Consider the following 25,325-nt stretch of genomic DNA (forward strand, 5'->3'; position numbering starts at 1 on the left):
TGTCTCCTGGTTTCTCTTTGTGGCGGAATTCAGTAGCCGCGTGCGTAGTCGACGATGCCGCTGACGGGCGCGCCGCGCTCGAACGCGCGGATCTTGCCGGCGATCTGCTCGACGGCTTCCGCGCGCAGCGTCTCGGCCGAGCTGTGCGGCGTGATCGTGATGCGCGGCGCGCGCCAGAACGGATGGTCGTCCGGCAGCGGTTCGTGCTGGAACACGTCGAGCGTGGCCGCGGCGATCTGGCCGCTCGCGAGCGCGTCGAGCAGGTCGGCTTCGACGAGATGCGCGCCGCGCGCGACGTTGACGACGTATGCGCCGCGCGCGAGCCGCGCGAATGCGCGCGCCGACAGGATGCCGTCGGTGTCGCGCGTGCTCGGCAGCAGATTGACGAGCACTTTCGCGCCGTCGATGCACGCGTCGAACGCGCCGTCGCCGGCGAACGTGGTGACGCCGTCGAGCTGCTTCACGCTGCGGCTATAGCCGCGTACCGGCAGGCCGAGTGCGGCGAGCGCGCGGGCGACCTGCGCGCCGAGCACGCCGAGCCCGAGGACGGCGACGGTGAAGCTTGCGCGCGCGTGCGGTTCGAGCGGCTGCCAGCGGCGTTCGCGCTGGAGCAGGTCGTATTCGTCGAAGCGGCGCAGGTAGCGCAGCACCGCGTGCGTCACGTATTCGACCATCTGCCGCGCCATGCCCGAATCTTCGAGCCGCACCAGCGGCACGTGCGCGGGCAGCGTGCCCGGATGGGCGTGCTCGAGCGCGAGCAGCGCATCGACGCCCGCGCCGAGGTTGAAGATCGCGCGCAGGCCGTCGCGCGGCGTGAAGAACTCGCGCGGCGCGCGCCACACGAGCGCGTAGTCGGCGGCGGCCGTATCGCCCGGCTGCCACGCGCGCAGTTCGGCTTCCGGCAGCGCCCGCGCGATCTCGTCGCGCCATGCGTCGGCTTCCTGATGCGGTGAATGGAACAGGATCTTCATTGCGCGAGGGCGCGCGCGCCGGCGAGGCGCGTCACGGGAACGGCGAGCGGAGCCGGGCGCGGCGCGCCGGCGGACATGGCGGACATCGGGCGTCTCCTGACGGACGGCCCGGCGCGTCGGCGCGGGGCCCGGTTCCGTGTGAAGCTGACGGGAAGCCCACATTCTACGGTTTCGCCGCACATTGCGCCGCCGCACGGAGCGTGCGGCCGATGCGGGCCGTCGTCGCGCGGTGGCGGGGCCGCCGCCGGTCGTCGCCCCGCGCAAAAGCAAAGCACAAAATATTGGTTCGGTCGCCGCGGACCCGACGCCACAATCGAACCTCGTGTTCAAGCAAGCGAGGGCAATCATGCGCGCATGCAGCAAATCGGCGTGGCCGCCGCGGCTCGTCACCGTTCCGGGCCTGCACGGCAGCGAAGGCGCCCACTGGCAGACCTGGCTCGAGCGGCAGTTCCCGCGCTCGTTGCGCGTCGAGCAGCACGACTGGGACGCGCCCGATCTCGCGGGCTGGGCGCAATCGGTGCGCGCGCTGCTCGATCGCGAGCGCGGCCCGTTCGTGCTCGCCGCGCACAGCTTCGGCTGCCTCGCGGCCGCGCATGCGCTCGCGCAGTGGCCGCACGTGGGCGATGTGGCGGGCGTGCTGTTCGTCGCGCCGGCCAGCCCGAGGAAATTCACGTTTGCCGGGCCGTTCGACGCGCGCCGGTTGGCCGTGCCGTCGATCGTGATCGGCAGCGAGACCGATCCGTGGATGCCGCTCGCCGATGCGCGCGCGCTCGCGCAGCGCCTGGGCAGCGCGTTCGTGAACCTCGGCGACGCCGGGCACATCAACACGGCGGCCGGCTTCGGGCCGTGGCCGCGCGCGAAGTACTTCATCGACACGCTGGTGCATTGCGCGGCGCCGCTGCGCTTTCGCGACGCGGACGACGGCTTCGAGGCCGCGCTCGTCGACCGCGCGCTCGCGCACGCGGTCTGACGCGCAGGCCGCGCGGTGGCTGTCGCGCCTGCGGCGCGGAAACGGGCCCGGCGGCGGCCGGGGCCGAACAGCGGCGCGGCCATGCTCGACACGGCCCGCGAAGCGGCGCGGCACCGTGCCGTTCACGCCGCCATCCACCGTGACGTCATGCCGGTGGCGGCGCGACGCGAGCGCCCACCGCTCTCCCCGAGCAGTACCGACTCCTGTCAGGCGACAGCGGGATCAGCCCGGCATCGACGCCGCGGCGCTCGACGCGGCCGCGTTCGTGGCGGGCTTCGCATCGTCGTCGTCATCGGGCGGATAGTGCACGACTGGCGGCGCGAGCGGCGCGGCATCCGACGCGGCGGCGTTCGCGCTCGCGTCGCTGTTGAACGCGCTGGCGGCGCCGTTCGATGCGCCGGCCTGCGGCGCGGCGGCGTCGGTCGCGTTGGCGTCGTGCGGTGCGTCGTCGCTGCAGGCGGCGACGAACACGGCGGCACACAGAACGACGGCGACGAAAACGCGACGCATGACTTCTCTCCTGGCAGGCTGATCGGGAAACGTTTTCGAGTATGCCGCCGCGATGCGACGTTTCGGTGAATCGTTTGCGATTCCGGCGGGATCGCGACATGTTTTCGTCACGCTGACCGGATGCCTTCGCGGTAATCGGCCGCGGCGCGCATGGCGGAATTTTCCAGCGAACGCGGATGCTGCGCGCATTTACACGGCGCGCAACGCCGCGGCCCGGCCGTGGCGACGCGGACGCCATGCGCGGCACGGCACATGCGGCCGGCAATTTGTGACCGATGCGTTGCCGGTCACGTCGAAAAATCCGGGCGTTATTGCCGCTTCGTCAGCGAACGGCCAGCCGTGCGCCAGCGCGGCGTCATGGACGCGCAGTCACCGACGCCCCGGCCCGTTTGCCGCCCGGTGCGCGCCACGAGGCGGGGCCGGCATTGCACATGGGCGCGGCTCCCCCCGTTTCGCGGCACCGGAATTGCTCTTTGCGCGATGCGCGTGCCGACCGCGCCGCCCTCCGGGCGCGGGCGGCACATCCGCGTCCATCAACCATGGAGCGAGCAGAAGCCATGTCCAGCGATCGATCCGATTCTCCGTCCGCCGAGCCGGCGCGCGACGCCGCCCCGGCGCCGCGCGGGCCCGGCCAGTCAGCGGCGCCGCCGTCGCCGCACGATACGCCGCCCAGCGCCGCGCGGCGCCGCTTCCTGCAATCCGCGGCGGCTGCCGCGACCGTCAGCGCCGCCTCGCACGTTCATCCGCAGCCGCCGCACGCGGCAGCCGCACCTGCCGCGCCCCGCCGCGATTCGGTGCCGGCGCAGCCCGTGCATCTCGACATCAACGGGCGTGCGTACACGCTGCAGCTCGAACCGCGCGTCACGCTGCTCGACGCGCTGCGCGAATACGCCGGCCTCACGGGCACGAAGAAGGGCTGCGATCGCGGGCAGTGCGGCGCGTGCACGGTGCTCGTCGACGGGCGGCGCATCAACGCATGCCTGACGCTCGCGGTGATGCACGAAGGCGAGCGGATCACGACCGTCGAAGGGCTGGCGCGCGGCGGCGAGCTGAGCCCGGTGCAGCGCGCGTTCATCGAACACGATGCGTTCCAGTGCGGCTATTGCACGTCCGGCCAGCTCTGCTCGGCGACCGCGCTGCTCGACGAGTTCGCGGCGGGCGCCGGCAGCGCCGCCACCGGCGACGTGCGGCGCCGCCCCGCGCATCTGTCGGACGACGAGATCCGCGAGCGCATGAGCGGCAACCTGTGCCGCTGCGGCGCGTACCCGAACATCGTCGCCGCCGTGCGCGCCGCGCATGCGGCGCATGGCTAGCCGACGGAGGGCACCGCAATGGAAGCGATCTCCTACGAACGCGCGATGGACGTCGCCGGCGCCGTGCGCGCGGCGCAGCGGCCCGGCGCGGCCTTCATCGGCGGCGGCACGAACCTGCTCGACCTGATGAAGGGCGGCGTCGCGCGGCCCGTCGCGCTCATCGACATCACGCGCATCGCCGGCCTCGACGCGGTCGATGCGCTGCCCGGCGGCGGCGTGCGCATCGGCGCGCTCGTGCGCAACAGCGATGCGGCCGATCATCCGCGCCTGCGCGCCGACTATCCGCTGCTGTCGCAGGCGCTGCTCGCCGGCGCGTCCGCGCAATTGCGCAACATGGCGACCGTCGGCGGCAACCTGATGCAGCGCACGCGCTGCCCGTATTTCTACGATCCCGCGTTCGCGCAGTGCAACAAGCGCGAGCCGGGCAGCGGCTGCGCGGCGATCGGCGGCCACAACCGGATGCACGCGATCCTCGGCGCGAGCCCGCAGTGCGTGGCGGTGAACCCGTCGGACATGAGCGTCGCGCTCGCCGCGCTCGACGCCGTCGTGCAGGTGAGCGGCCCGCGGGGCGCGCGGCAGATTCCGATCGCGTCGTTCCACCGCTTGCCGGGCGATCGTCCCGATCTCGACACGACGCTCGAACCGGGCGAGCTGATCACCGCGGTGGACTTGCCGCCGCCGCGCTTCGCCGACCATGCGCACTATCTGAAAGTGCGGGACCGCGCGAGCTACGCGTTCGCGCTGGTGTCGGTCGCGGCCGCGCTGCGGATGGACGGCCCGCGCATCGCCGATGCGCGGATCGCGCTCGGCGGCGTCGCGCACAAGCCGTTGCGCGCGACGGCCGCGGAGCAGCATCTCGCCGGGCACGCGTTGAGCGATGCCGCGCTGAATGAAGCGGCCGCGCTCGCGCTGCGCGACGCCACGCCGCTCGACGGCAACGGCTTCAAGGTCGCGCTCGCGCAGCGCGCGATCGTGCGTGCGGTGAAGACCGCCGCCGGACCGACCGGAGGTGCCGCATGAACACGCTGACCGGACAGCCGCTCGACCGTGTCGACGGCGTACTGAAAGTGACGGGCGGCGCGCACTACGCGGCCGAGTTTCCCGATGCGCGGCTTGCGCACGCGGTGCTCGTGACGAGCACCATCGCATCCGGCCGCATCGAGTCGATCGACACGGCGCGCGCCCGCGCGATGCCCGGCGTGCTGCTCGTGATCACGCACGAGAACGCGATGCGGCTGCCCAACGGCGGCCGGCCGCCGCTGTCGCCGCCCGCGGGGCGCCGGCTCACGTTGTTACAGGACGACACGGTGCGCTACAGCAACGAACCCGTCGCGGTCGTCGTGGCCGAAACGCTGGAGCAGGCGACCGACGCCGCGCATGCCGTGCAGGTGCGCTATCGCGCGAGCGATGCCGTGGTGGATTTCGCGCACGCGAAGCGCGGCGCGCGCGTGCCGCCGAAGCAGCAGGGCCGCGCGATGGACACGCAGCGCGGCGACGTCGATGCCGGCTTGCGCGAAGGCGCGGTGCGCGTCGACGCGACCTATACGACGCCGATGCAGCACCACAACCCGATCGAGCCGCACGCGACGATGGCGCGCTGGGACGGCCCGACGCTCACGCTGCACGATGCGACGCAGGGCGTGTCGGGCGCGAGCACGGCCGTGGCCGCCGTGTTCGGCATCGCGCCGGAACACGTGCGCGTGATTTCGCCGTTCCTCGGCGGCGGCTTCGGCTGCAAGGGTTCGTCGTGGTCGCACGTGTCGTTGTGCGCGATGGCGGCGAAGCAGGTGGGGCGCCCGGTCCGGCTGGCGTTGACGCGGCCGCAGATGTTCGGCCCGGTCGGCGGGCGGCCGTTCACCGAACAGCGCGTCGTGCTGGCCGCCCGTCGCGACGGCAGACTGACCGCGATGCGCCACGACACGATCGCCACCACGTCGACGTTCGAGGACTGGATGGAGATGTGCGGGATGCCGTCGCGGATCATGTACGCGGTGCCGAACCACGCGACCACGCACCGGATCGTGTCGCTGAACGTCGGTACGCCCACGTTCATGCGCGCACCCGGCGAGGCGTCCGGCTCGTTCGCGCTGGAATCGGCGATGGACGAGCTCGCATGGCAACTCGGCATGGACCCGGTCGCGCTGCGGCTCGCGAACTACGCGGAGGTCGATCCGCAGGACGGCAAGCCGTGGTCGAGCAACAAGCTGCGCGCGTGCTACGAGGTCGGCGCGCGGCGCTTCGGCTGGTCGAGGCGCACTGATACGCCGCGCACGATGCGCGACGGCGACACGCTGATCGGCCTCGGGATGGCGGCCGCCACGTATCCGGCGAACCGCAGCGAAGCGTCCGCGCGTGCGCGCATCCTGCCGGACGGCACGGCCGAAGTCGCGTCGGGCACGCAGGACATCGGCACCGGAACCTACACGGTGATGACGCAGGTCGCGGCCGACGCACTCGGTTTCGCGTCGCGGAACGTGCGCTTCGCGCTCGGCGATTCCAGCCTGCCGCGCGCACCGGTATCGGGCGGCTCGCAGTCGGCCGCGAGCGTGGCGCCCGCCGTGCGCGAGGCCGCGCTGCAGGCGCGTGCGAAGCTGATCGCGCTGGCGATCGCCGATCCCGGCTCGCCGCTGCACGGCGCCGCGGCCGACGACGTGACGGTCGACAACGGCTGGGTCGTGCATCGCGGCGAGCCGTCGCGGCGCGATCCGGCCGCGGCGGTGATCGCGCGTGCGGGCGGCCAGCCGATCGACGCGCAGGCGACGGCGAAGCCCGGCGACGAGAAGTCGCGCTATGCGTCCCATTCGTTCGGCGCGGTGTTTGCCGAAGTGCACGTGGACGCCGAGCTCGGCACGATTCGCGTACCGCGCATCGTCGGCGTCTATAGCGTCGGCAGCCTGCTCAACGCGAAGACCGCGCGCAGCCAGTTGATCGGCGGGATGGTGTGGGGGCTCGGCACCGCGCTCGAGGAAGGCTCGCATCTCGACGTGCGGCACGGCCGCTTCACGAACGCGAATCTCGCCGAATACCACGTGCCCGTCAACGCGGACATCGGCGAGCTCGACGTGAGCTTCGTCGACGAAAGCGACACGCATTTCAATCCGCTCGGTATTCGCGGCATCGGCGAGATCGGGATCACCGGCGTGCCGGCCGCGATCGCCAACGCGGTCTATCACGCGACCGGCGTGCGCGTGCGCGATCTGCCGATCACGCTCGACAAGGTGGCGATGCCGGTGCGCGCGTGAGCGCCGGCGTCAGCGCCGCGGCGTCCTGCGCCGCACTTCGCTGCGCAGCCAGTCGAGCCACGTGCGGATCGCCGCTTCGCGGGGATGGCCGGGGCGCCACACGACGTAGTGCGCATACACGTCGGTGATGCGCACGCTCGACACACGCACGAGCGTGCCGCGCGCGAGTTCGGGTTCGATCAGCGAGCGGCGCGCGAGCGCGACGCCGCGGCCTTGCAGCGCCGCGGCGATCAGCGCGTTCGCATCGGTGAAGCGCGGTGCGCGCGCGGATTCGGTGAGGTCGAGCCGCGCGGCCTGGAACCACGGTTCCCACGGTTGCGCGGGATGGCGCAGCAGCGTCGCGCGCACGAGATCGGCCGGCGCACGCGGGGCGACGCCGTCGCGATTGCGGTACGCGGGGCTCGCGACCGGAAAGATCGTCTCGTTCATCAGCTTCTCGGCGACCACACCGGGCCACGTGCCGGGCCCGTAGCGCAGCGCGACGTCGATGCGGTCGCGCTTGCGCAGCGGCGCGAGCGCCACGTCCGGATGCAGCACGATCGAGATGTGCGGATGCGCAGCCGAGAAACGTGGCAGGCGCGGCGCGAGCCAGCGCTCGGCGACGCTCGGCAGCACGCTCACGTTCAGCGTCGCGTCGCAGGTGCGCGGGCGGCGGCGCACCGCCAGCGCCGGCTCGAACGCGCGTTCGAGCACGCTCAGGCCCTGGCGTACCTGCAGCGCGAGCGCGTGCGCGGCGTGCGTCGGCGTCGCGCCGTTGCGTTCGCGCGTGAACAGCGGATAGCCGAGCTGCGCCTCGAGCGCGCGGATGTGCTGGCTGACCGCGCCTTGCGTGAGCGCGAGCTCGTCCGCCGCGCGCGTGAAGCTCTGCAGCCGCACGGCGGCTTCGAACGCGCGCAGCGTCTGCAGTGGAGGGAGATGGATGCGTCGCATGCGGGTATTAGTAACACTAATGCTCGAGCACGACAATTCATCGTTTGCCGCGCGCCGGCATGCGTTCCTACACTCGGTTCCGTCTTCCACAGCCCCGTCGGGCCCCACCGCCATGAACGCCTATCGTCTCTATCTTTCGCCGGGCGCCTGCTCGCTCGCCGCTCACATCGCGCTGGAGGAAACCGGCGCGCCGTTCGACGTCGAGATCGTCTCCGTGAAGCAACGGCAGAACCTCGAAGCGCGCTACCTCGCGATCAACGCGAAGGCGCGCGTGCCCGTGCTCGCGATCCCGGGCGAGCCGCGCGTGCTGACCGAGACGCCGGCCATCCTCACGTATCTCGCGCGCCGCTATCCGGACGCGCAATTGCTGCCGCTCGACGATCCGCTGCGCGAGGCGCGCTGCCACGAATGGCTCGCCTGGCTGGTCGGCTGGGTGCACGGCGTCGGCTACGGCGCGCTGTGGCGGCCGGGCCGTTTCATCGACGATCCGGCGCTGCACGGCGCGATCAGCGCGCATGGGCGCAGCACGATCGAGGCCGCGAACGCGTCGATCGAAGCCCTGCTGGCCGACGGCCGCACGTGGGCCGAGCCGGGCGCGCATTCGATCGTCGATCCGTTCCTGCTCGTGCTGTATCGCTGGGGCGTCGCGATCGGGCTCGACATGACGCGGCATCCCGCATGGACCGCGCATGCGCAGCGCGAGGCCGAACGGCCGGCCGCGCGGCGCGCGCTGGCGCGCGAGGCCGCGCAAGCGACCTGAGCGGCCGACGCGCGACGTGCGACGCGCTGCTCCGGCGTTTCGGTCGCGCGTTCGTTCGGACCGCGAAGTTCGGACGTGTCCAATTGCGGCGTCGACGCCATTCCATTTAAATGAGAATCATTATCATCAATGGAATGGAGTGAGCATGAGCAGTTGCATTTTGTCGAGCGCGACGCCGCCGCGTCGCGCGACCGCGTCCGTCGCGTTCGCGATGATCGCCTGTGCGGCCGCGCCGGCGTGTGCGGAAGAAGGCGAGCCGGGGCAGGCGCCGCACCTCGATCCGATCTTCGTTCGCGGCGCGCACGACGCAGGCTCGCGCGTCGATCGGTCGGGCTCGGCCAAATATGCGACGCCGCTGCTCGACGTGCCGCAGACGATCACCGTCGTGCCGCGCGCGGTGCTGGACGAACAGCAGGCGCTGAGCCTGCGCGAAGCGCTGTCGAACGTCGCCGGCATCACGTTCAACGCCGGCGAGGGCGGCGGGGGCTCGGGCGACAGTTTCAATATCCGCGGTTTCGGCGCGAACGCGAACATGCAGCTCGACGGGCTGCGCGACAGCGCGCAGAACAATCGCAGCGACCTGTTCAACATCGACGCGGTGGAGGTGATCAAGGGGCCGAACTCGGTGTTCGGCGGCGCCGGCACCACGGGCGGCTCGGTGAACCTGGTCAGCAAGACGCCGAAGGCCGGCGCGTTGACCGAAGCCGGCGCGGTGCTCGGCACGTCCGACTACCGCCGCGTGACGCTCGATACGAACCAGCCGCTGCCCGGCGCCGACGGCAAGGCCGCGTTCCGCCTGAACGCGATGGCGCACATCAACGACGTGCCGGGCCGCGACGACATTCGCAAGCGGCGCTGGGGCGTCGCGCCGTCGCTCGCGTTCGGCCTCGGCACGCCGACGCGCGTCACGCTCGGCTATTTCCATCAGTACGACAACAACCTGCCCGATTACGGGCTGCCCGCGCGCGACGGGCAGGTGCTGGCCGGCGTGTCGCGCGACAGCTACTTCGGCTGGCGCAATCTCGATCGCGAACGCATCATGTCCGACACGTTCACCGTCAAGGCCGAGCACGACGTGTCGCCGCACCTGAAGGTGCAGAACCTGAGCCGCTACACGCACCTGAATCGCGATACGGTGGTGTCCGCGTCGCACGTGAATCTGCAAGGGCTGCCGCCGGGGCGCTACAAGCCGGCCGGGCCGCAGGGCTACGGCCGCGATGCGTCGACGGCGATGTGGGCGAACCAGACCAACGTCACGAGCGAATTCGCGACGTTCGGCATCGGGCACACGCTCGTCACGGGCTTCGAAATTTCGCGGGAAACGTACGGTCGCACCACGTATTCCTACGGGCTCAACCGTTTCTATCCGGCCAACGGTTTCGCGCTCACCGCGCCGCCCGGCGTGTGGCTCGGCCCCGCGAAGCGCGAGAACAGCGCGCGCAGCGATACCGAGCTCATCGTGAAGGCGCTGTACGCGTTCGACACGCTCTCGCTCGGCCGCTACTGGGACATCGACGTCGGGCTGCGTCACGACTGGATCGACGGCTGGGCCGAAAGCACGCCGGCCGGCAAGCCGACCGAGCGCGCGGCGAACAGCGACCGCCATCTGAGCACGCGCGCGGGGCTCGTGTTCAAGCCGACGGAGAACGGCCGCGTGTATTTCTCGTACGGCACGTCGTTCAATCCGTCCGCCGAATTTCTCGTGAGCAACGGCTCGGGCCTCAACGCGGCGACCGAGTCGCTCGCGCCCGAGAAAAACGAGAGCTTCGAGCTTGGCACGAAATGGGAAGGGCTGGCCGGCATCGCGCTGAACGGCGCGCTGTTCCAGACCGAGAAGAAAAACGCGCGCGAGCGCATGGCCGACGGCAGCTACGCGCTCGTGGGCCGGCAGCGCGTGCGCGGCATCGAGCTCGGCGCGGCCGGCAAGGTGACGCCGCAGTGGGACGTGTTCGCGAATTACACGTACCTGGCGAGCGTCACGCTCAGTTCGCCGGCCACGCCGCGCCGCGATGGGCAGGCGCTCGGCAACACGCCGCGGCACGCGCTCAACCTGTGGACGACCTATCGGCTGCCGGCAGGCTGGACGATCGGGTACGGCTCGCACTTCGTCGGCCGGCGCAACGTGACGTCCGAAGGCGGCAGCCAGCTCGGCGCGTATTGGGTGCACAACCTGATGGCCGGCTACGAAGTGAACCGCCGGCTGCGTTTCCAGCTGAATATCGACAACCTGTTCGACCGCGCCTATGTCGAGCGCGTGCGGCAGGTGTTGGGAAGCGAGTCGCGATCGTCGGCCGTCGAGTTCGGCGACGGCCGTTCGGCGATGCTGTCGGCCGTGTACAAGTTCTGACCGTCTCGCGCACGCTGCCGCGAACCTCGCCGCGTCGGCCCGCTATCGCGCGAACAGCGGGTAGGTCGCGGCGGCGATCAGCGCGGTCGCGAGCCACACCACGCTCCACGAACTGACGGCCAGCAGCGGCGGAATCGCGAGCGGCGTCGCGAACAGCCCGAGATACACGACCGTATTCGCCATCCCGAGCGCGGTGCCGGCGTGGTTCGCACCCGCGAGCGTTGCGAGCTCCGTGTACGCGACGCCGTGCCACGCCGATACGCAGATGCCCGCGAACACGAGAATCGCGACGATCGCCGCGAGCGGCACGTGCGGGCTGCCGGCCGTCGCGGCCGCGAGCAGCGCGAACGACCCGGCCGCGACGCACACCGACCCGCGCAGGTACGCACGCCGGTTGCCGTACCGGTCGGTATGGCGGCCGCTCCACACGCGCATCACCATTGCGCCGACCTGCAGCGCGACCATTGCCGCGCTGATGCCGGCGAGGCCGAGCCGGCCGAAATCGTGCAGGAACACGGTCGCGAACGTGAGCACCGCGAACTGCGGGGCGCACAGCGCGCCGATGCCGAGCACGATGCGCCACACGCGGCCGCTCGCGAGCGGGCTGCGCATCGGTGCGGCCGGCGGTGGCGGCGCGAGGGGGCGGCCTGCGGTGGCGGGCGTCGCAGCCGTCGCATCGGGCGGCTCGTGCAGCCAGCGCCAGGTCAACGCGGCCGAGCCGGCGCACAGCAGCATCAGCGCGCCGTACACCGCGGCGAAGCCCGCATGCGACGCAAGCGACGGCAGCAACGCCGCGCCGAGGCCGCCGCCGAGCGGCACGGCCGTCTGGCGGATGCTCATCGCGAGCCCGCGTTCGCGCTCGCCGAACCAGCGCATCACCGCACGTCCGCTTGAGCCGTTCACGCTGCCGCCGAGCAGGCCGACGCAGCACATGGCAGCGACGACTCGCATCAGCGGCGGCACCGCGTGCGCGGTCGGGACGATCGTGCCCACCATCAGCGCGAGCATCGCGGCCGTCGCGACGAGCCCGGTCAGCAGCACGCGGCGGTCGCCGAAGCGGTCGGCGGCGATTCCCCACGGCAACTCGGACAGCGCGACGCCGAACCCGAGCGCGCCCAGCACGAGGCCGAGCGCGCCGTTGTCGAGGTGATACGCGGCGCGCATCCAGACGGCCGTGGTCGGGATGCCGGCCGCGGCGGCCGAAAAGCTCATGTTCGCGGCGACGCCGGCGGCCAGCACGCGCCAGCGATGGGCCGGCCCGCGCCCGTCGCGGGCAGGCGAAGAGGGGGAAGCGATGCACGAGGTGTCCATGACGGCAGGCCCGGTTCGAAGTTGACGTCCACAGTGTGGCGGCCTACATTCATCCTGAAAATCGGAAAGTTTTTGATGAATCGTTCGATAAATCAGGATGGTTGAGATGGCCGAACAAGACACTTCGCGCGATGGCGGCGAGGCCGTCGCGGGCGCCGATGCCGCACTCGCGCGGCCCAACTTCGACGTCGCGGCGTTGCGCAGCCTCGTCGCGGGCGTGGATCTCGGCAGTTTCGCGAAGGCGGCCGATCGCGTCGCGCGCTCGTCGTCGGCGGTGAGCGCGCAGATCCGCAAGCTCGAGGAGCAGGCCGGCACGCCACTGTTCGTGAAGGCCGGGCGCGGGCTCGCGCTGACCGACGCCGGCGACGCGATGCTGCGCTACGCGCGGCGGATGATCGAGCTGAACGACGAGGCGGCCGCGGCCGTGCGCGGCGTGAATCTCGACGGCTGGGTACGGGTCGGGTTGCAGGAGGATTTCGGTGAAGCGATCCTGCCCGACGTGCTCGGGCGCTTCGCGCGCGCGCATCCCAAGGTGAAGATCGAGGCGCGTGTGGCGCGCAACGCCGATCTGCTCGACCGGCTCGATGCGAACCAGCTCGATCTGGCGCTCGTATGGGGCGATCCGGCGTCGGCGGCGCTCGTGTCGCGGGCGGGGATCGACAGCGAAGCGATCGCGCACGTGCCGATGCAGTGGATCGGCGCGGCGGCGGGCGGTGGTCTCGGCGTGCCGGATGGCGGCGGGGACGCGGGCGCGCGGGGCGGCGCGAGCGGCGGCGACGAAACGCGCGATCGCGCCGTGCGCGCGGCGGGCGAGCCGTTGCCGCTCGTCGTGTTCGACTGGCCGTGCCGGTTCTTCGGCGCGGCGACCGATGCGCTGGACCGCGCGGGCGTGCCGTGGCGCGTCGCGTTCACGACGCCGAGCCTGGCCGGGCTATGGGCGGCCGCGGCGGCCGGCCTCGGGCTCACGGTGCGCTCGCATTACGGGCTGCCCGCGTCGGTGCGCGGGCTCGATGCGGCGTCGTGCGGGCTGCCGGCGCTGCCGAGCCTGCCGCTGATCCTGCTGCGGCGTACGTCGTCGGCGACGCCGACGGTCGATCGGCTCGCGCGGATCGTCACGCAGGCGGTGCGGGGGGCGACGCAGGAGGCGGTGGCGGCGTGATGAAACGCTCGATTGCCGTCGCGGGCCGCGGTTCGGTCGTCCCTCTGCCGATCGGCCGAATGGATCGATCGGGCAAACCTGACTACAGTGATGATCACTTGAAACGGAGGTCATCATGCAAAACGCAAATACACCGGGCGCCAGCGCGGTCGATCCGGCGCAAAGGGCGGAAGCCTCGATCCGCGACGACGGGCCGTCAGCCGATTGCCCCGTGCCCGTCAATCCGCCCGTTCGGTTCGGTGTCCTGCAAGGGCAGGCGTGGATCGCGGACGACTTCGATGCCCCGCTGCCCGATGACTTGCTGGATGCATTCGAAGGGCGCTGATGCGGCTGTTGCTCGATACGCACATATTTTTGTGGATCGTGACGAATGACCCCAAGCTCAGCGCCCGAGCGCGCAGCGTGATCTCGGCCGCCGACGAGCGTTTCGTCAGCAGCGCAAGTATCTGGGAGGCTGCCATCAAGGCCGGACTGGGCAAGCTCGATATCGACGTCGGCTAGCTGATGCGGGCGATCGGGCCGAGCGGGATCCGCGAGCTGCCGGTTCGGGCGGCGCATGGGGCCGCGGTCCGCGATTTGCCGCATCACCATCGTGATCCCTTCGATCGTTTGCTGGTTGCCCAGGCGCGGCTCGAGCCGCTTCAGCTCGTGACGGCCGACGCTCATCTTGCACGGTATGACCTGTCTCTCGTTTTGACAGTTTGAAGCAATCTGTCGGTGCACGATCCATCGGTCGCCTGCACGTCACGTAGCGTTGCGGTTCATGCGACGGCGATGTCCGGCTCGATTTCATGCAGTTCCGCGGAAATGGCTGCCAGTCGCGCCCGCAATCCCTCGCTCGCCGGCACGAACGGCAGCCGCAACCCGTCCTCGCACCATCCTTGCGCGGCGAGCACGGCCTTCACCGGCGCCGGGTTCGGTTCCGCGAACAGCGCCGCGACGAGCGGCTGCAGCGCGACCGCCAGGCGCCGCGCGTCGGCGAGCCGCCCGTCGCGCAGCCACGCGTGAATCCGCACGTGCCATTCGGGCAGCACGTGCGCGCTGCTCGCGATCGCGCCGTGCGCGCCCGCGCACATCGCCGCGAAGTTCTGGTTGTCGTCGCCGGACAGGATCGCGAGCGGCGTGTCGTGCACGAGCCGGCTCATCCGGTCGAGCGTGCCGCCGCATTCCTTGATGCCGGCGACCCGCGAGTCGCGCGCGAGCGCCTGCAGCGTGTCCAGTTCGACGTTCACGCCCGTGCGGTACGGGATGTTGTAGACGAGCACCGGCAGGTCGGCCGCGTCGACGATCGCTTCGACATGGCGGCGGATGCCGTCCTGCGTCGGCCGCACGTAGACGGGCGGCGTGACGAGCAGCCCGTCGGGGCGCAGCGCCGCGAGTTCGCGCGCGCGGGCGGCCGCGAAGTGCGTCGCGCTCGCGGTCAGCCCGACGACGATCGGCAGCCCGGGCGCCGCGTCGCGCAGCGTCGCGAACACCGCGTCCTGTTCGCGCGCGTCGAGCAGCACGCCTTCACCGGTCGTCGCACCCGCGACGAAACCCGCGATGCCGGCGGCCGCATAGTGGCGCGCGAGCCGCGCGAGCGCCGCATGGTCGACCTCGCCGCGGTGGAACGGCGTGATGATCGGCAGCCAGATACCTTCGAAACGTGTGTTCATGCAAAGCCTCATGGTGGAAACGGAGTGGGAAGGAACCGTTCCGCCGGCGGCGTGCCGGAGCGAGGCGTGCATGCAAGGAGAAAGAAACGACCCGCGGGCATCCCGTCCGGCATTCGCCTGACGGGACGCGACGTCCCCGTCAGTCGAGGAGTCGTTTTTTCAGTTTCAGCCCGGCCGCGCGCGCACCTGCCGCGACGGCGGCGAGGATCGAGGGCGAGCGCAGGGTAGCGGACATGGATGAACCGTGAATGGGCTGAGCGGCGATCTTAACACCGGAGCGGCGGCGCGTGCGAGCCGCGGCCGTCGTTTAGCAGAATTCGAGATTTGCTTTCCACGACTGATTGGAAGGCGCGCTGCGGCCGGCCGCTAGAATGCCCGCTTACGTTTCGATGACAGCACGTACGCGTACGGTCACGCACATTCACCACCACTGGAAACGGGGCATATCACGATGGCAAGCATCAAGGGGATCGGCCGCTGGCTGCACACGGGCGCGGCGGCGGCGCTGGTCGTGGCGGCGACGGCCGCGCACGCGGACACGTCGATCCTGAACGTGTCGTACGACGTGACGCGCGAGCTGTACAAGGACATCAACGCGAGCTTTGCCGCCGCCTACAAGCAGAAGACGGGCGAGACGGTCACGATCAAGCAGTCGCACGGCGCGTCGAGCGCGCAGGCGCTGTCGGTGCTGCAGGGGCTGCAGGCCGACGTCGTGACGATGAACCAGCCGAACGACATCGACCTGCTCGCCGAGCGCGGCCAACTGCTGCCGAAGGACTGGCGCGCGCGCTTCCCGGACAACAGCTCGCCGTACTCGACGACGATGGTGTTCCTCGTGCGCAAGGGCAACCCGAAGGCGATCAAGGACTGGAGCGATCTCGCGAAGCCGGGCGTGCAGGTGATCATCGCGAACCCGAAGACGTCGGGCAACGGCCGCTACGCGTATCTCGCCGCGTGGGGCTTCCAGAAGCAGAAGGGCGCGACCGACCAGCAGGCGCTCGACTTCGAGAAGGCGATCTTCCGCAACGTGCCGGTGCTCGATTCGGGTGGCCGCGGCGCGACGACCACGTTCACGCAGCGCGGCATCGGCGACGTGCTCGTCACGTTCGAGAACGAGGTCGCGCTGATGGACACGGGCGCGTCGGGCGCGCAGTTCGACGCCGTGTATCCGTCGGCGAGCATCCTCGCGGAGCCGCCCGTCGCCGTCGTCGACAAGGTGGTCGACAAGAAAGGCACGCGCAAGGTCGCGCAGGCGTATCTCGACTACCTGTACACGCCGCAAGCGCAGGAGATCATCGCGCAGCATCATCTGCGCCCGCGCGACGCGACCGTGCTGCAGAAGCATGCGGCCGAGTTCAAGGCGCTGAAGACGTTCAGCGTCGAGCAGGTTTTCGGCAGCTGGGCGAACGCGCAGAAGACCCATTTCGCCGACGGCGGCACGTTCGACCAGGTAATCGTCGACCGCAAGTGAGCGCGGCGCGCGCCACGCGCGGGCTCGCATCACGACGCAGCCGGCCGCATGTGCGGCCGGTTTTTTTATGGCGACGCGGCGGATTGCCGTGCCGAACCGGTCCGCATTCCCGGCCGCCGCCGCGCGTGCTACGCTCATCGCCTTCCTGCAACCGGCGCCGCGCGATGAACGTCGATTCGTCCTCCCCAGCCTCCCGCGGCCGTGGCCGCAAGATCTGGTCGGGCACCCGCCCGGTGATCGCGTACGGGATGCCGCCGCTCGGCTGGCGCGACTTCTATCACCGCGCGCTGACGGTGAGCTGGCCCGTGTTCTTCCTGTCGCTCGCGGTGCTGTTCCTGCTGCTCAACAGCGGCTTCGCGGCGCTCTACCTGCTCGGCCACGCGCCGATCGCGAACCAGTCGCCGGCCGGCTTCGGCGGCGCGTTCTTCTTCAGCGTCGAGACGCTCGCGACCGTCGGCTACGGCGACATGCATCCGCAGACCGTTTATGCGCACCTCGTCGCGACGTTCGAGATCTTCGTCGGGATGTCGAGCATCGCGCTGGCCACGGGGCTCGTGTTCGCGCGGTTTTCTCGGCCGCAGGCGAAGATCCTGTTCGCGCGCCACGCGATCGTGCGGCCGCTGAACGGCCGGATGACGCTGATGGTGCGCGCCGCGAATGCCCGCCAGAACGTGATTGCCGAGGCGCAGGCGAAACTGCGGCTGATGCGCGTCGAAGGCACGCACGAGGGCTACTCGCTGCGCAAGATTCACGACCTGCCGCTCGTGCGCAACGAGCATCCGATCTTCCTGCTCGGCTGGAACCTGATGCACGTGATCGACGAGTCGAGCGCGCTGTTCGGCGAGACGCCCGAATCGCTCGCCGCGCGCGACGCGCAATTGCTGATCACGATCGAGGGATCGGACGAGACGACCGCCCAGGTCATGCAGGCGCGCCACGTGTGGGTGCATGGCGACATCCGCTGGCATCACCGCTACGTCGACCTGATGCACGACGAGGACGGCATCACGCACATCGATTACACGCATTTTCACGACGTCGTGCCGATCGACGCCGATACCGACGAGCGCGGTTCGCCGGGCGTGGTGATCGACGCGGGTGCGCCGGGGCCGGGCGCACAGGCGTGATCGACGGCGGCCGGGCGCCGCCCCGTTGCGCGTCTCAAGTGCAGCGGGCGTGACGCTTCGCGCTGTTCGATCGCGACCGCGCGGCGGAACGCGTCGCGGTCCTCGGCGCGCGACGTAGTCGCCGAGCACGCCTTCGTGCGGCAGCAGATGCGCGTCGAACGCGATCTTCAGAGTGCTCGCGAGCAGCAGGTCGGCCGCGGTGAAGCGCTCGCCGACGAGCCGGCGGCCGTGGGCGAGCGCCTGCGCGAGGGCGCACTGCACGCGCGCGATGTTGCCCCAGCCGAACGCGACCGGATTGCCCGACGCGCCGGTGAATTTCTCGACCATCGCCGGTTCGAGGCAGGTCGGCGTGAAGAACATCCACTGGAGGAAACGGCCGCGCAGCGGATCGTCGGGCGCGACGCCGAGCCCGGCGCGCGGGCAACGGTCGGCGAGATGGAGCAGCACGGCGCCCGATTCGGCGAACCGGGCGCCGCCGTCGTCGAGCGCGGGCAGCTTGGCCATCGGGTTGACCTGCACGAACGCGTCGCTGCCCTGTTCGTGCGAGCGCAAGTCGATCGGCACCAGTTCGTACCCCACGCCTATTTCCTCGAGCATCCACAGCGCCCGGAATGCCCGGTCGTCGGCCAGTAGTAGACCTTCATCGCGTGCGCCCTATATGCGGTGACGGTCCAGTGTAGTCGAGTCGGTTCGCCGAATATGTCGTTCGTTATGTGACCGAGTGTGCGACGCGTTCGGTGGAACGCGCGCCGCTTGGGTATCGCTACCGGGCAACGGCTGTTGACGTTTTGCAACTTCTTTTTCGCGTCTATCTGGCTTTGAGTGCTTTCCCGCTGTCGTTCTGCTGTTTAAAAGCTATCTCGAAAATTGAAATACAAACGGCGACCGTGCATCGTTTCTAGCGTTTTATTTCGGTGCTGACAGGAGACTTCATGCGTGCAATAAGAAGTATCGGCTTTGGGCTTGCGCTATCGTTTCCGTTACTCTCGATCGCCGCATCTGACAACACCGTCAATACCGAGAAGGGGCTGTACGAGCAGTGCGGTGCTTATTCGCAGGCTGGAATGAAGGATTGTCTTGCGAAGAAGGCCAGTGAAAGTCGAGAGTATTTAAAAAAGGCCGAAGACGACGCGCTCGCTGTCATAAAAAAATGGGACGACGGTAATAAATATATTCATGCATCCGAGGAGGCTTTGGCGGCATCGAACAAGGAATTCGCAAAGTATCGCGCGGCTCAATGTGAATTCTCCGCTTCGCTGAGCGGCGGTGGAGCGGGTAACGCCCACGAGATGGGGCGCTTGGCCTGTGTCGCGGCACTCAACGGCGCACGCGTTGAGCAACTGCGCAACGCCGTATCCGACTTGCCGTCGAAGTAGCGCCGAAGCTTACGCCGGCCAGCCCGGCCGGACGACATGCGAACGGACCGGTGCGACGATCGGCCTCGGCGCGACGGTCGGCGAGAACGCCGTGGTCGGCGCGGGTTCGGTCGCGACGCGGGAGGTTCCGCCGGCTACGCTGGTCGGTGGAAATCCGGCGCAGATCATTCGATCGAGTACCGAGTGACGATGGCTGACGGCCTCTTCAGCGGGGAGGTGAATGTGGACAACCGGCCCGCCGACCACTCTGAACGCTGTGGATGCGAACGGTGAGTGTATGGCTGGAGCCAGCATTGGCGGGACTTCCCGGCATTCGACACCGATCGAGGGCAGACGCATGAGCCGACGTTGCCGATGCGCTGGCCGCACATTCCTGCGCGGCGTCGGTTGTGGATATCCCGGCCCCGAATCACTCGCCACGCTGTGCTTTCCATCGGTGAGCGCGATGCAGGGTGTGGACAACCGCGCCCTGAACGACGAAAAATGCTGTGCTTTTGAAGGGTGAGTGTCGGCGACCGATTGCGGGTGAGGCTTGCCTGGTGCGGATTTCCGGGCGTCGAGCGCGCGTCGCGCGGGAATGCGGGGGCGCCGCGCATTCTAACGGCACGCGCGGGTCGGCGATAGATCTGGATGCGTATCGCGGTGTGGATATCTCGTGGCCGAATTCAGTCGCAGCGCTGTGTATTTCAATGGTGAGCGTCGGAGGGGCGACCGAATGGCGTGTCCGTTCGTGATCTTCGGCACCGCTTCGAGCGGTTGCGCATTCTAACCGCACATGCGATCGCGCGTTCCGTTCGAGTTCGTGCACCGATGCGGATAGCCGGTCGCCGAAGCCAGTCGACCTGCTGTGTATTTCAGCGGTGAGGGGGCGCGCATGCGGCGCGGCCGCGTGTGCGCGGATCCCGGTCCACGGAGCGCAGCGTGGGCGGGGGGCGCGGCTGTTCGCGCCGAGGCGTCGCCTTCGTGCGACCGGACGCCCATGCTCACCGTTGAATTTCACAGCGTCTCGACTGGCCTCGGGCGCGGTTGTCCACACTCGGATCGGCACCCTGGTTGGATCGTCGCGCGTCGCTCACCGCTGGAACTCACAGTGTTCGGTGTCGTCGCAGGGTCGAGCGATTCGCGCCCGAGCCGGCGCACTCGTCTAATCGTTTGCCGTCACTCACCACCGAAATTCACAGTGTTCAGGGTCGTCTCGGGGCGATCTGTCCACATCCGAATGGGTACCCTTGTTCGAGCGCGTGCCGCCGCTCACCATTGAAATTCACAGTGTTTGGAGTCGTCGTGGAGCGGGCAATCCACGCCCGAATTGGCCCCCTTGTTCGAGCGCGTGCCGCCGCTCACCATTGAAATTCACAGTGTTCAGAGTTGTCGTGGATCGGGCGGTCCACGCTCGAATTGGCACCCTTGTTCGAACGCGCGCCGTTGCTCACCGTTGAAATTCACAGTGTTTAGAGTCGTCGCGGATCGGGCAATCCACGCTCGAATTGGCCCCCCTTGTTCGAACGCGCGCCGTCGCTCACCGTTGAAATTCACAGTGTTTGGAGTCGTCGTGGAGCGGGCGGTCCACGCCTGAGTCGGCACCCTTGTTCGAGCGCTATCGATGCTCACCATTGGGATTCACAGCGTTTGGAGTCGTCGCGGATCGGGCTGCCCGCCCCCGAATCGGCACCGTCGTTCGAGCGCGTGCCATCACTCACCGTCGAAATTCACAGGGCTTCGAGTGTCTGCGGGTGGGTGATATCCACACCCGTACCGACCTCTCGTTCGACTACCCAACGGCACGCACGAGGCACGCACGAAGGGACGGACATGTGGATATCCTGCCGCCGAGCCGACTCGCGCGCCTGTGCATCCGGAAGCTGAGCGCCAACGTCGCGGCGGCGACGCAGGCATCCGGCGGTGTGGATATCTCCTGCCGGCATCGACTCGTCGCGCTGTGGATTTCGATGGTGAGCGTCGCCGTCCGCATGTGCGGCGGACAGATCGAGGTGTGGACATCCGGCACCCGACGCGACTCGAAACCCTGTGCGATCGAACGGTGAGCGCGATCACCCGCTCCACCGACAGTCCCGGCATTGTGGACATCCCGCACCCTCACTCACTCCAAACGCTGTGCATTCCATCGGTGAGCGCGCCGCCGTTTCCCGGCCCCAACCCTTGTCGCACGGGCCCCGAGCGAGCGCCGCCGGGCCTGCGGCCGGCGTCCCGCTCGTCACCCGCGATGTCGACGCAAGCGCTACCCCATCCCGCCCAACCCCCGACCGCCGCCCGCCACCCGCCACCCGCCACCCGCCACCCGCCACCCGCCACCCGCCACCCGCCACCCGCCACCCGCCACCCAGCGCGAAAACTCTCTCAAATCCCGGCAAAAACCTGCGCGGTTTTTCTCGCCGCGCACCGGTCCGAGCAAGATGAGGAAAAACATTCTCGGCCGCGCGCGAAAAAATAGAGCCATTCGCTGCCGCACTCATGCGTCACCCGGCGCCCCGCCGCGCACGGCCCAGAACAGCACTATCCGGAGACTTCCCCCCATGACCGCCCGCCTGCCCGTCGACGGCACGCCTGCCCTGTCCGACTACCGCCTGACCGACAACCTGACCGCGACGCGCGGCCGGATCTTCCTGACCGGCACGCAGGCGCTGATCCGCCTGCTGCTGATGCAGCGCACGGTCGATACCGAGCAGGGCCTCGTCACGGCCGGCTTCGTCAGCGGCTATCGCGGCTCGCCGCTCGGCATGGTCGACCAGCAGCTGTGGAAGGCGAAGAAACTGCTCGACGCCAGCGGCGTGCGCTTCCTGCCGGCGATCAACGAGGAACTCGGCGGCACGGCCGTGCTCGGCACGCAGCGGGTCGAGGCCGACCCCGAGCGCACGGTCGACGGCGTGTATGCGATGTGGTACGGCAAGGGCCCGGGCGTCGATCGCGCGGGCGACGCGCTGAAGCACGGCAACGCATACGGTTCGTCGCCGCACGGCGGCGTGCTGGTCGTCGCGGGCGACGACCATGGCTGCGTGTCGTCGTCGATGCCGCACCAGAGCGATTTCGCGATGATGGCGTGGCACATGCCGGTCGTGAACCCGTCGAACATCGCCGACATGCTCGAATTCGGCCTGTACGGCTGGGCGCTGTCGCGCTATTCGGGCGCGTGGGTCGGCTTCAAGGCGATCTCGGAAACGGTCGAATCGGGCTCCACCGTCGACCTCGATGCGTTGCAGACGCGCTGGCCGGCGCCGGAAGGCTTCACGTCGCCGGCGGGCGGCCTGCACAACCGCTGGCCCGACCTGCCGAGCCTGACGATCGAGGCGCGCCTCGCGGCGAAGCTCGACGCGGTCCGCCATTTCGCGCGCGCCAACAGCATCGACAAGTGGATCGCGCCGAGCACGCACGCGAACGTCGGCATCGTCACCTGCGGCAAGGCGCACCTCGACCTGATGGAAGCGCTGCGCCGCCTCGACCTGACGGTTGCCGATCTCGACGCGGCCGGCGTGCGGATCTACAAGGTCGGCCTGTCGTATCCGCTCGAGACGACGCGGCTCGAGACCTTCGTCGACGGGCTTGCCGAAGTGCTCGTGATCGAGGAGAAGGGCCCGGTCATCGAACAGCAGATCAAGGACCACCTGTACAACCGCACCGAAGGCGCGCGCCCGCGCGTGCTCGGCAAGCACGACGCCGCCGGCGCGTGCCTGCTGTCCGAGCTCGGCGAACTGCGTCCGTCGCGCATCCTGCCGGTGTTCGCCGACTGGCTCGCGCGGCACAAGCCGGCGCTCGACCGGCGCGAGCGCGTCGTCGATCTCGTTGCGCCGCGGATCCTGTCGAACGAGGCCGACGCGGTGAAGCGCACGCCGTACTTCTGCTCGGGCTGCCCGCACAACACGTCGACGAAGGTGCCCGAAGGCTCGATCGCGCAGGCCGGCATCGGCTGCCACTTCATGGCGTCGTGGATGGAGCGCGATACCACCGGCCTGATCCAGATGGGCGGCGAGGGCGTCGATTGGGCCGCGCACGCGATGTTCACCCACACGAAGCACGTGTTCCAGAACCTCGGCGACGGCACCTACTTCCACTCGGGCATTCTCGCGATCCGCCAGGCGGTCGCCGCGAAGGCGAACATCACGTACAAGATCCTCTACAACGACGCGGTGGCGATGACGGGCGGCCAGCCGGTCGACGGCAGCATCTCGGTGCCGCAGATCGCGCGGCAGGTCGAGGCCGAAGGCGTGTCGCGCTTCGTCGTCGTGTCCGACGAGCCGGAGAAGTACGACGGCCATCACGGCCAGTTCCCGGCCGGCACGACGTTCCATCACCGCAGCGAACTCGACGCGGTGCAGCGCGAATTGCGCGAGACGCCGGGCGTCACCGTGCTGATCTACGACCAGACCTGCGCGGCCGAGAAGCGCCGCCGCCGCAAGAAAGGCGAATTCCCCGACCCGGACAAGCGCCTGTTCATCAACGACGCGGTGTGCGAAGGCTGCGGCGACTGCGGCGTGCAGTCGAACTGCCTGTCGGTCGAGCCGCTCGAGACGCCGCTCGGCCGCAAGCGCCGCATCGACCAGTCGTCGTGCAACAAGGACTATTCGTGCGTGAACGGCTTCTGCCCGAGTTTCGTGACGGTCGAAGGCGCGGCGCTGAAGAAGGCGGCCGGCGCCGCGTTCGACGAAGCGGCGCTCGCCGCACGCGTCGACGCGCTGCCGGTGCCGGCGACGCACCTCGACGCGGCGCCGTTCGACATGCTCGTGACGGGCGTCGGCGGCACCGGCGTCGTGACGGTCGGCGCGCTGATCAGCATGGCCGCGCACCTCGAAGGCAAGAGCGCGTCGGTGCTCGACTTCATGGGCTTCGCGCAGAAGGGCGGCTCGGTGCTGTCGTTCGTGCGGATTGCGTCGAGCGACCGCTGGCTGAACCAGGTGCGCATCGACACGCAGCAGGCCGACGTGCTGCTCGCGTGCGACATGGTCGTCGGGGCGAGCGCGGAGGCGCTGCAGACGGTGCGCCACGCGCGCACGCGGATCGTCGTCAACACGCACCGGATCCCGAATGCATCGTTCGTGCAGAATCCCGACGCGAACCTGCATGCGGACGCGCTGCTCGAGAAGATGCATCACGCGGCCGGCGACGGCTACCTGTCGAGCTGCGACGCGCAGGCGCTCGCCGCGAAGTTCCTCGGCGACTCGATTGGCGCGAACATCCTGATGCTCGGCTACGCGTGGCAGCTCGGCCTCGTGCCGGTGTCGCTCGCCGCGATGATGCGCGCGATCGAGCTGAACAACGTCGCGGTGCCGATGAACAAGCTCGCGTTCTCGATCGGCCGGATGGCGGCCGGCGATGCGGCCGGCCTCGACGCGTTGTGGAACGCGCGTCATGCGGTGGCCGCGCACGCCGCGCCGGCGACGCTCGCCGAGCTGATCGCCGATCGCGAAGCGCGTCTCGACGCGTACGGCGGCGCGCGCTACGTCGAGCGCTACCGTGCGCTGGTGAACGCGGCGCGCGCGAAGGGCGACGACACGCTGACGCGCGCGGTCGCGACGACGTTCTACCGGCTGCTCGCGGTGAAGGACGAATACGAAGTCGCGCGGCTGTACGCGGACGACGCGTTCCGCACGGCGCTCGAAGCGCAGTTCGAAGGCGTGCCGGGCCAGACGTACCGCGTGAAGTTCAACCTGGCGCCGCCCGCGGTCGCGAAGGCCGGCAGCGACGGCAGCACGCCGAAGAAGCGCGTGTTCGGCCAGTGGATGTGGCCGGTGCTCGGCATGCTGGCGCGCGTGCGCGGCCTGCGCGGCACGTGGCTCGATCCGTTCGGCCGCACGGTCGAGCGGAAGATGGAGCGCGCGCTGGCCGACGACTACGAGACCACGCTCACGCGTGCGTTCGCCGCGATGACGGCCGGCAATGCGGCGCAGGTCGTGCAACTGGCCGACCTGCACGCCCGCGTGCGCGGCTTCGGCCACGTGAAGGTGCGCAATCTGGCCGGCGTGAAGCGCGCGGAACGCGAGCTCGCGTTGCAGCTCGGCATCGACGCGGCGACGAGCGCGGCCGTGCAGCATGCGCTCGACGAGATGAAGGGCGCGGGGATGCTGAAGGGGATTCCGGTCGTCGTCGCGAAGTAACGCGAGCGTGAGCGGACGTGAAAACGGCGACGCGGGTGCGTCGCCGTTTTTTTATGCCCGTCGGCGGCTGCGCGCG

The 25,325-nt window shown here is 69.6% G+C and carries 18 protein-coding genes and 3 pseudogenes; 15 read left to right on the top strand and 6 right to left on the bottom strand.

All coding sequences use genetic code 11. The features are described 5' to 3' along the window. Positions 1 to 29: 29 nt before the first annotated feature. Positions 30 to 971 (bottom strand): 2-hydroxyacid dehydrogenase, encoded by a 942-nt coding sequence (locus tag WS64_RS12570; protein WP_060966572.1) that lies wholly within the window; start codon positions 969 to 971, stop codon positions 30 to 32. Positions 972 to 1,317: 346 nt separating this feature from the next. Between WS64_RS12570 and WS64_RS12575 the strand changes: the two genes are divergently transcribed. Beyond that, entirely contained in the window at positions 1,318 to 1,941 is a 624-nt protein-coding gene (locus tag WS64_RS12575; RefSeq protein ID WP_060966573.1) for an RBBP9/YdeN family alpha/beta hydrolase, read from the top strand. Between the two features lie 222 nt (positions 1,942 to 2,163). On the opposite strand, the gene WS64_RS12580 is transcribed toward WS64_RS12575, so the two are convergent. Further along, positions 2,164 to 2,451: a hypothetical protein gene (locus WS64_RS12580; protein WP_059641276.1), complete on the bottom strand. Its 288-nt coding sequence runs from the start codon at positions 2,449 to 2,451 to the stop codon at positions 2,164 to 2,166. Between the two features lie 557 nt (positions 2,452 to 3,008). Here WS64_RS12580 and WS64_RS12585 point away from each other — a divergent pair. Genes WS64_RS12585 through WS64_RS12595 form a run of 3 tightly spaced genes read left to right on the top strand, consistent with a single transcriptional unit; the run spans position 3,009 to position 7,006 of the window. Continuing rightward, the gene (locus WS64_RS12585; protein WP_060966574.1) at positions 3,009 to 3,764 is read left to right on the top strand and encodes a (2Fe-2S)-binding protein; all 756 of its coding nucleotides are present in this window, start codon (positions 3,009 to 3,011) and stop codon (positions 3,762 to 3,764) included. A gap of 18 nt (positions 3,765 to 3,782) precedes the next feature. After that, the gene (locus tag WS64_RS12590) at positions 3,783 to 4,784 is read left to right on the top strand and encodes an FAD binding domain-containing protein (RefSeq protein ID WP_060966575.1); all 1,002 of its coding nucleotides are present in this window, start codon (positions 3,783 to 3,785) and stop codon (positions 4,782 to 4,784) included. After that, on the top strand, positions 4,781 to 7,006 hold the full coding sequence (locus WS64_RS12595) for a xanthine dehydrogenase family protein molybdopterin-binding subunit (RefSeq protein WP_060966576.1): 2,226 nt from the start codon (positions 4,781 to 4,783) through the stop codon (positions 7,004 to 7,006). Before WS64_RS12590 ends, WS64_RS12595 begins: the two co-directional genes overlap by 4 nt. Positions 7,007 to 7,015: 9 nt before the next feature. On the opposite strand, the gene WS64_RS12600 is transcribed toward WS64_RS12595, so the two are convergent. Then, on the bottom strand, positions 7,016 to 7,936 hold the full coding sequence (locus WS64_RS12600) for a LysR substrate-binding domain-containing protein (RefSeq protein ID WP_060966577.1): 921 nt from the start codon (positions 7,934 to 7,936) through the stop codon (positions 7,016 to 7,018). A 112-nt stretch (positions 7,937 to 8,048) separates the two neighbouring features. Between WS64_RS12600 and WS64_RS12605 the strand changes: the two genes are divergently transcribed. Both WS64_RS12605 and WS64_RS12610 read left to right on the top strand, forming a co-directional pair. Beyond that, entirely contained in the window at positions 8,049 to 8,696 is a 648-nt protein-coding gene (locus WS64_RS12605) for a glutathione S-transferase family protein (RefSeq protein WP_059641289.1), read from the top strand. Between the two features lie 145 nt (positions 8,697 to 8,841). Beyond that, positions 8,842 to 11,043 carry a TonB-dependent receptor gene (locus WS64_RS12610; RefSeq protein WP_060966578.1) on the top strand — a complete coding sequence of 734 codons (2,202 nt, stop codon included), beginning with the start codon at positions 8,842 to 8,844 and terminating at the stop codon, positions 11,041 to 11,043. Between the two features lie 42 nt (positions 11,044 to 11,085). On the opposite strand, the gene WS64_RS12615 is transcribed toward WS64_RS12610, so the two are convergent. Beyond that, a complete protein-coding gene (locus WS64_RS12615; protein ID WP_060966579.1) occupies positions 11,086 to 12,354 on the bottom strand; it encodes an MFS transporter in 1,269 nt (422 codons plus the stop codon). 106 nt (positions 12,355 to 12,460) lie between these two features. Here WS64_RS12615 and WS64_RS12620 point away from each other — a divergent pair, with 106 nt between their 5' ends. From WS64_RS12620 to WS64_RS12630, 3 genes and pseudogenes are all read left to right on the top strand, one after another. Next, positions 12,461 to 13,513 (top strand): LysR substrate-binding domain-containing protein, encoded by a 1,053-nt coding sequence (locus WS64_RS12620; RefSeq protein WP_060966580.1) that lies wholly within the window; start codon positions 12,461 to 12,463, stop codon positions 13,511 to 13,513. Between the two features lie 115 nt (positions 13,514 to 13,628). Then, complete coding sequence (locus WS64_RS12625) at positions 13,629 to 13,838, top strand: hypothetical protein (protein ID WP_059583180.1); 210 nt, start codon at positions 13,629 to 13,631, stop codon at positions 13,836 to 13,838. Next, positions 13,838 to 14,218: pseudogene (locus tag WS64_RS12630) on the top strand (type II toxin-antitoxin system VapC family toxin). The gene WS64_RS12625 and the pseudogene WS64_RS12630 overlap by 1 nt, the downstream one beginning before the upstream one ends. A 56-nt stretch (positions 14,219 to 14,274) precedes the next feature. Here WS64_RS12630 and dapA read toward each other — a convergent pair. Next, positions 14,275 to 15,168 (bottom strand): 4-hydroxy-tetrahydrodipicolinate synthase, encoded by an 894-nt coding sequence (gene dapA / locus WS64_RS12635; protein ID WP_060966581.1) that lies wholly within the window; start codon positions 15,166 to 15,168, stop codon positions 14,275 to 14,277. A gap of 451 nt (positions 15,169 to 15,619) precedes the next feature. Here dapA and WS64_RS12640 point away from each other — a divergent pair, with 451 nt between their 5' ends. Together WS64_RS12640 and WS64_RS12645 are read left to right on the top strand one after the other, a co-directional pair. Next, complete coding sequence (locus WS64_RS12640) at positions 15,620 to 16,639, top strand: sulfate ABC transporter substrate-binding protein (RefSeq protein ID WP_059641306.1); 1,020 nt, start codon at positions 15,620 to 15,622, stop codon at positions 16,637 to 16,639. A 164-nt stretch (positions 16,640 to 16,803) separates the two neighbouring features. Beyond that, complete coding sequence (locus WS64_RS12645; RefSeq protein WP_060966582.1) at positions 16,804 to 17,766, top strand: ion channel; 963 nt, start codon at positions 16,804 to 16,806, stop codon at positions 17,764 to 17,766. A gap of 38 nt (positions 17,767 to 17,804) precedes the next feature. On the opposite strand, the pseudogene WS64_RS32780 reads toward WS64_RS12645, so the two are convergent. After that, positions 17,805 to 18,410 (bottom strand): annotated as a pseudogene (locus WS64_RS32780) (glutathione S-transferase family protein); the annotation flags it as partial. A gap of 288 nt (positions 18,411 to 18,698) precedes the next feature. Between WS64_RS32780 and WS64_RS32785 the strand changes: the two are divergent. From WS64_RS32785 to WS64_RS12660, 4 genes and pseudogenes are all read left to right on the top strand, one after another. Next, entirely contained in the window at positions 18,699 to 19,142 is a 444-nt protein-coding gene (locus WS64_RS32785) for a lysozyme inhibitor LprI family protein (RefSeq protein ID WP_081103851.1), read from the top strand. A 49-nt stretch (positions 19,143 to 19,191) separates the two neighbouring features. Beyond that, a pseudogene (locus WS64_RS35230) lies at positions 19,192 to 19,329 on the top strand (acyltransferase); the annotation flags it as partial. Positions 19,330 to 20,956: 1,627 nt separating this feature from the next. After that, the gene (locus WS64_RS12655; protein ID WP_155720422.1) at positions 20,957 to 21,187 is read left to right on the top strand and encodes a hypothetical protein; all 231 of its coding nucleotides are present in this window, start codon (positions 20,957 to 20,959) and stop codon (positions 21,185 to 21,187) included. Between the two features lie 489 nt (positions 21,188 to 21,676). After that, positions 21,677 to 25,249, top strand: coding sequence for an indolepyruvate ferredoxin oxidoreductase family protein (locus tag WS64_RS12660; RefSeq protein WP_060966584.1), 3,573 nt, complete (start codon positions 21,677 to 21,679; stop codon positions 25,247 to 25,249). Positions 25,250 to 25,325 lie beyond the last annotated feature (76 nt).

Origin of the sequence: Burkholderia anthina (genome assembly GCF_001547525.1) — a bacterium.
GTDB lineage: Bacteria > Pseudomonadota > Gammaproteobacteria > Burkholderiales > Burkholderiaceae > Burkholderia > Burkholderia semiarida.

Coding starts and splice junctions, on each gene's coding strand:
- WS64_RS12625 (WP_059583180.1), top strand. CDS start 13,629: ATGCAAAACGCAAATACACCGGGCGCCAGCGCGGTCGATCCGGCGCAA.
- WS64_RS12605 (WP_059641289.1), top strand. CDS start 8,049: ATGAACGCCTATCGTCTCTATCTTTCGCCGGGCGCCTGCTCGCTCGCC.
- WS64_RS12570 (WP_060966572.1), bottom strand. CDS start 971: ATGAAGATCCTGTTCCATTCACCGCATCAGGAAGCCGACGCATGGCGC.
- WS64_RS12595 (WP_060966576.1), top strand. CDS start 4,781: ATGAACACGCTGACCGGACAGCCGCTCGACCGTGTCGACGGCGTACTG.
- WS64_RS12620 (WP_060966580.1), top strand. CDS start 12,461: ATGGCCGAACAAGACACTTCGCGCGATGGCGGCGAGGCCGTCGCGGGC.
- dapA (WP_060966581.1), bottom strand. CDS start 15,168: ATGAACACACGTTTCGAAGGTATCTGGCTGCCGATCATCACGCCGTTC.
- WS64_RS12575 (WP_060966573.1), top strand. CDS start 1,318: ATGCGCGCATGCAGCAAATCGGCGTGGCCGCCGCGGCTCGTCACCGTT.
- WS64_RS32785 (WP_081103851.1), top strand. CDS start 18,699: ATGCGTGCAATAAGAAGTATCGGCTTTGGGCTTGCGCTATCGTTTCCG.
- WS64_RS12590 (WP_060966575.1), top strand. CDS start 3,783: ATGGAAGCGATCTCCTACGAACGCGCGATGGACGTCGCCGGCGCCGTG.
- WS64_RS12645 (WP_060966582.1), top strand. CDS start 16,804: ATGAACGTCGATTCGTCCTCCCCAGCCTCCCGCGGCCGTGGCCGCAAG.
- WS64_RS12585 (WP_060966574.1), top strand. CDS start 3,009: ATGTCCAGCGATCGATCCGATTCTCCGTCCGCCGAGCCGGCGCGCGAC.
- WS64_RS12640 (WP_059641306.1), top strand. CDS start 15,620: ATGGCAAGCATCAAGGGGATCGGCCGCTGGCTGCACACGGGCGCGGCG.
- WS64_RS12610 (WP_060966578.1), top strand. CDS start 8,842: ATGAGCAGTTGCATTTTGTCGAGCGCGACGCCGCCGCGTCGCGCGACC.
- WS64_RS12600 (WP_060966577.1), bottom strand. CDS start 7,936: ATGCGACGCATCCATCTCCCTCCACTGCAGACGCTGCGCGCGTTCGAA.
- WS64_RS12580 (WP_059641276.1), bottom strand. CDS start 2,451: ATGCGTCGCGTTTTCGTCGCCGTCGTTCTGTGTGCCGCCGTGTTCGTC.
- WS64_RS12660 (WP_060966584.1), top strand. CDS start 21,677: ATGACCGCCCGCCTGCCCGTCGACGGCACGCCTGCCCTGTCCGACTAC.
- WS64_RS12615 (WP_060966579.1), bottom strand. CDS start 12,354: ATGGACACCTCGTGCATCGCTTCCCCCTCTTCGCCTGCCCGCGACGGG.